Annotated in this window: 1 protein-coding gene and 1 pseudogene; both read left to right on the forward strand. The window is 63.7% G+C overall.

Features of this window, described 5'->3' with window-relative positions; all coding sequences use genetic code 11:
- Nucleotides 1–8: 8 nt before the first annotated feature.
- Nucleotides 9–596: a HutD family protein gene (locus EN750_RS18500; RefSeq protein ID WP_127397274.1), complete on the forward strand. Its 588-nt coding sequence runs from the start codon at nucleotides 9–11 to the stop codon at nucleotides 594–596.
- A 266-nt stretch (nucleotides 597–862) separates the two neighbouring features.
- Nucleotides 863–4,896, forward strand: a pseudogene (locus EN750_RS18505) (DUF3131 domain-containing protein); the annotation flags it as partial.

A 4,896-nucleotide genomic window follows, 5' to 3' on the forward strand; every position in this document is an offset into this window, starting at 1 on the left:
GGCTAGGCATGCGCATCCTGCGGGCAGCCGAATACCGGTCGATGCCGTGGAAGAACGGCGGCGGCGTGACGACGGAAATCGCCGTTTCGCCCTCGGGTGCCGGTCTCGACGACTTCGACTGGCGCGTCTCGATGGCGCGCGTCGAATTGAGCGGTCCTTTCTCGCAATTTGCCGGGATCGATCGCACCCTTGCCGTGCTCGAAGGCGAGGGCATCGTCCTCGAGATTGCCGGCCGCCGGCCGACATCCATAAACAGGACGACTGCCCTGTTTTCTTTCCCTGCCGACGTGCAGACCTCGGCCGCGCTGATCGGCGGACCGATCACCGATCTCAATGTTATGACCCGCCGAAGCCGGATGACGCATTCGGTCGAACGCCTGGTGATTTCGGCCCCCGTGGAAATCCGGACTGAAGCCGGCACAACGCTCATCCTGTGCTTGGACGGCGACGTCAGCGTGCCCGCCGCTGACCCGGTTCGCCTGGGGCCGCTGGACACGCTGCTGTCCGGTCCGGTCAGCACCGGCCTGCTTGTCCAACCCGCCCATGAGGCAACGCTGTTCGTGATCCGGATCGGCGCCATTGCCGGCAACGATTAACGCTTGTTTCCAAACATGATCGCGGCACCGGCGAAATATAGCGTAAGCTGCTGGCGGCATCACGAAAAAGCCTGAATCCTCTCCGCCGATCTGGCTGGCGGGAAGTGGGGTGCTTGTCTTTGAGTTTTGCTGAGAGACGACGCCCTGTCGCGGTGCGGAAACAAACTTTCGGCAAGTGGGGTTTATGCAACCAATTGCATTTGAACCGGTTTTAGGGCCATTGCCGTGGCGGTGACGCCGCTCAGTGCCCGCTTACGGAATTTTCAATGAATATTCAGACGACTCCTGCCCAAATCGAGAAGACAAGCGCGAGCTTCCCGGCCATCACGGAAGAGCCGATCCGCTCCAATTACCTGCCCGAAGAGCGCCTTCGGCTGCTCGGCGAAAGCCTGGCAAAAGGCGACCTCACCGATCTGTTCGGCCTGACGCCCTTCGATTTTCAGGCGCGTGTCCGCGACAGCGCCAAGAAGATTTTGGAAGTCTACCGGTCGACCAATGCGGCGCAGGCGAGGGGCGAGACGATCACGCCGGCGGCACAATGGCTGCTCGACAACAATTACCTGGTCGAAGAGACCATTTTCCAAGTCAAGCGCGACCTGCCGCGCCGGTTCTATCGTCAGTTGCCGACGCTGAAACTGCCTGACAACGGCACTGTGCCGCGCGCGCTGGCGCTGGCCTGGACCTATGTGGCGCATTCGGACAGTTCCGTTTCGGCGACGATGTTCAAATCCATCGTCCAGGGTTTTCAGTCGGTCGAGCCGCTGAAGATCGGCGAACTCTGGGCGCTGCCTTCGCTGTTGCGCTTCGTCCTGATCGAAAATCTCCGCCGGCTGGCCGTCCGGGTCAATCGCACCCGCCATATGCGCCAGATCGCCAACGATGTGGCCGACAAGGTACTGGCTACCGACGACAGCGCCGACCGGCAGTCGATCCTGTCCAACTTCAGCGCCCACGCGCAGGACACCACCTTCGCCACCCAGTTGCTCTATCGCTTGCGCGATGGATCGCAGAATGCCGGCAAGGCTCTGGAATGGCTGGAAGGCGAGCTCGAAAAGACCGGCTCCGATGCCGAGGAAATCATCATTTCCGAACATCACACGCTGTCCAGCGGCAATGTGACGACGGGCAACATCATCCGCGGCCTGCGCCTCATCAACGACGTCGACTGGACGGTTTGGTTCGAAGGCGTCAGCCGCATCGACACCGTGCTGCGCGAGCGCACCGATTTCGCCGCGCTCGACTTCTTCTCGCGCGATCAGTACCGGACCGCGATCGAGGAATTGGCGCGCCGCTCGAACCTTTCGGAATATCGCGTTGCCGAGATGGCCATCGAGTTGGCCGGCCACGCCGCCAGCGATGGTGACGGCGACGTCGTTTTAACCGGGTCCGCCCACACCGATGTCGGCTTCTTTCTCGTCGGCCCACGCCGGCTGGAGCTGGAGAAGGCGATCGGCTATCGGCCCACCATCAGCCAGACAGTCAAGCGTGCCTTCCGCAAGACCGGGTGGCTCGGCATCGTCGTACCGGTGTTTGCGCTGACGGCCCTGCTTCTCGTCCTCTCCGGCAACGCGCTTGCCAATCTCGGCCTGTCGGTGCCCTCGATCGTCCTGATGTTGGCGCTTTTTGCCGTGCCGGCCAGCGAGGGCGCGCTCGCCTTCTTCAACACGGTCGTATCGCTGTTCCTGAAACCGACGCGTCTCGTCGGCTACGATTACCGACACGGCGTTCCGCCCGAGGCTCGCACGCTGGTGGTGGTGCCGTCGCTGATCGGCTCGCGCGACGATGTCGAGGAAAACATCCGCAATATCGAGGTGCATCATCTCGCCAACACTGCCGATGAAATCCATTTCGCGCTGCTGTCGGACTGGCCAGACTCGAAGACCGAGATCGATGCGGCGGACACCGAAATTCTCGAATTCGCCCGTACCGAAATCGCCCGTCTCAACGCCCGCTATCCCTCCGAAGGCGCGCCGCGTTTCTACATCCTGCACCGGCGCCGGCTCTTCAATGCGGCGCAAGGGGCCTGGATGGGCTGGGAGCGCAAGCGCGGCAAGCTGCACGAGCTCGACCTTCTGCTGCGCGGCGACAGCGACACCACGTTCCTGCCGCTCGACGTGCCGCTGCCGGAGAACGTCGTCCATGTGATGACGCTCGATGCCGACACGCGCACCACCCGTGACGCGGTCGCCACCCTCGTAGGCAAGCTCTGCCACCCGCTCAACCGGCCGCATTTCGATGCCAGCAAGCGCGTCGTCACGGCCGGCTACGCGATCCTGCAGCCGCGCATCACCGCGTCGCTGACATCAGGCGACGATGCGTCGTTCTTCCAGCGGGTGTTTTCGGCCAATCGCGGCCTCGACCCTTATGTCTTTGCCGTGTCCGATCTCTACCAGGACGTCTTCGGCGACGGGTCCTTCACCGGCAAGGGCCTCTATCACGTCGACGCCTTCGAGGCCGCCCTGCAGGGCCGCATCGAGGAAAACACCATCCTCAGCCATGATCTGCTGGAAGGCGCGCTGGCGCGCGCGGCGCTGGTCACCGACGTCGAACTGGTTGAGGACTATCCGACCCGCTACTCGGTCGACGCCTCGCGCCACCATCGCTGGGCGCGCGGCGACTGGCAGTTGCTCGGCTTCATGCTCGATCCGCGCTCCGGCGTGCCGGCGCTGTCGCGCTGGAAGATGATCGACAATCTGCGCCGCTCGCTGACGCCGATCTTCTGGGTGATGGCGGCGATCGCCGGCTGGACGCTGCTGCCCTTCACGCAGGCTGCGCAATGGCAGGCCCTGCTGATCCTCAGCCTGTTCATGGCGCCGACATTCGACATCGTCAACGCCATCCTGCCCAAGAGCGGCGACCAGACGCCACGCGGTCATTTCTCGGCCCTGGCGCGCGACGTCGCCTTCGGCACCGCCATGGTGGCGCTGAAGATCGTGCTGATGGCGCACAATGCCTGGATGATGGGCGATGCCATCGTGCGTACGCTCTACCGGCTGTTCGTCAGCCGCCAGAACCTTTTGGAATGGCGCACCGCCTCGCAGGCGCACAAGGCGGGCGACAACGATGTCGGGTCGTATTACGGCATGATGTATGGCGCCGTGATCATCGGCTTCGTCGGTCTTGCCATTCCGGTGTTGGCCGATTCGACCGGCGCCTTCGTCGCCTTCTTCTTCGCCCTGTTCTGGATTGGCTCGCCGGCCATCGCCAGCTGGATCAGCCGTTCGGCTGAAACCGAGGATCGGCTGCGCATATCGCAGGCCGACATCCATACGTTGCGCACGGTGGCGCGGCGCACGTGGCACTATTTCGAAAGCTTCGTGACGGCAGAACATCACCATCTGCCGCCGGACAATTTTCAGGAAAGCCCGGCGCCGGTGGTGGCGCCACGCACCTCGCCGACCAACATCGGCGTCTACCTGTTGTCCGTCGTTTCCGCCCGCGACTTCGGCTGGATCAGCCTGTCCGACGCCATCACCCGCATCGACGCCACCATGGCGACGATCGAGGGCATGCCGCGTGAGCGCGGTCACCTCTTCAACTGGTACGACACGACGACACTGAAGCCGCTCTATCCGCTTTACATCTCGGCTGTCGACAGCGGCAATCTCGCTGGCCATCTGGTGGCGGTGGCGGCGGCCTGCGCCGAATGGGCCGAAGCGCCTTCCGTCCATCTCCAGGGTGATTTCGAAGGCATCCTCGACACGGTCACCATCCTCAGCGAAAGCCTCGATGATCTGCCCGACGACCGCCGTCAGTTGCGCCCGCTGCGCCAGCGTCTCGCCGACCGCCTCGACGGCATGCGGCGCGCTGTCGACACGATCAAGGCGCAGCCCGAAATGGCGTCGATCCGCACCATCAACCTGGCTGTGCTGGCCGGCGAGATCCGCAAATTGGCCACCGCCATCCATACCGAGGCGGTGTCGCCCCAGAGCGACGTCATCGTCGACTGGGCCGCAAGGCTGGAAGCCACCTGCGAAGCGCACGTCCATGACGCGCACAGCGACGACAATGCCGTCGAGGCGCTGCGTGCCAAGCTGCTCACCTTGCGCGAGCGCACGCGCCGTTACGCCTTCGAGATGGATTTCTCCTTCCTGATGCGGCCGGAGCGCAAGCTGTTGTCGATCGGCTACCGGGTCGAGGAACACCAGCTCGACGAGAGCTGCTACGACCTTCTGGCTTCCGAAGCGCGGCTGACCAGCCTGTTCGCCATCGCCAAGGGCGACCTGCCGACCGAGCACTGGTTCCGGCTTGGCCGGCCGATCGTCGAAATCGGTTTCCAGGGCGCCTTGATGTCCTGGTC

Origin of the sequence: Mesorhizobium sp. M7A.F.Ca.ET.027.03.2.1, assembly GCF_003999175.1 — a bacterium.
In the GTDB taxonomy this organism is placed as follows: Bacteria; Pseudomonadota; Alphaproteobacteria; order Rhizobiales; family Rhizobiaceae; genus Mesorhizobium.

Excerpts from the sequence above, each read along its gene's own strand:
- EN750_RS18500 (WP_127397274.1), top strand. The coding sequence starts at position 9 with ATGCGCATCCTGCGGGCAGCCGAATACCGGTCGATGCCGTGGAAGAAC.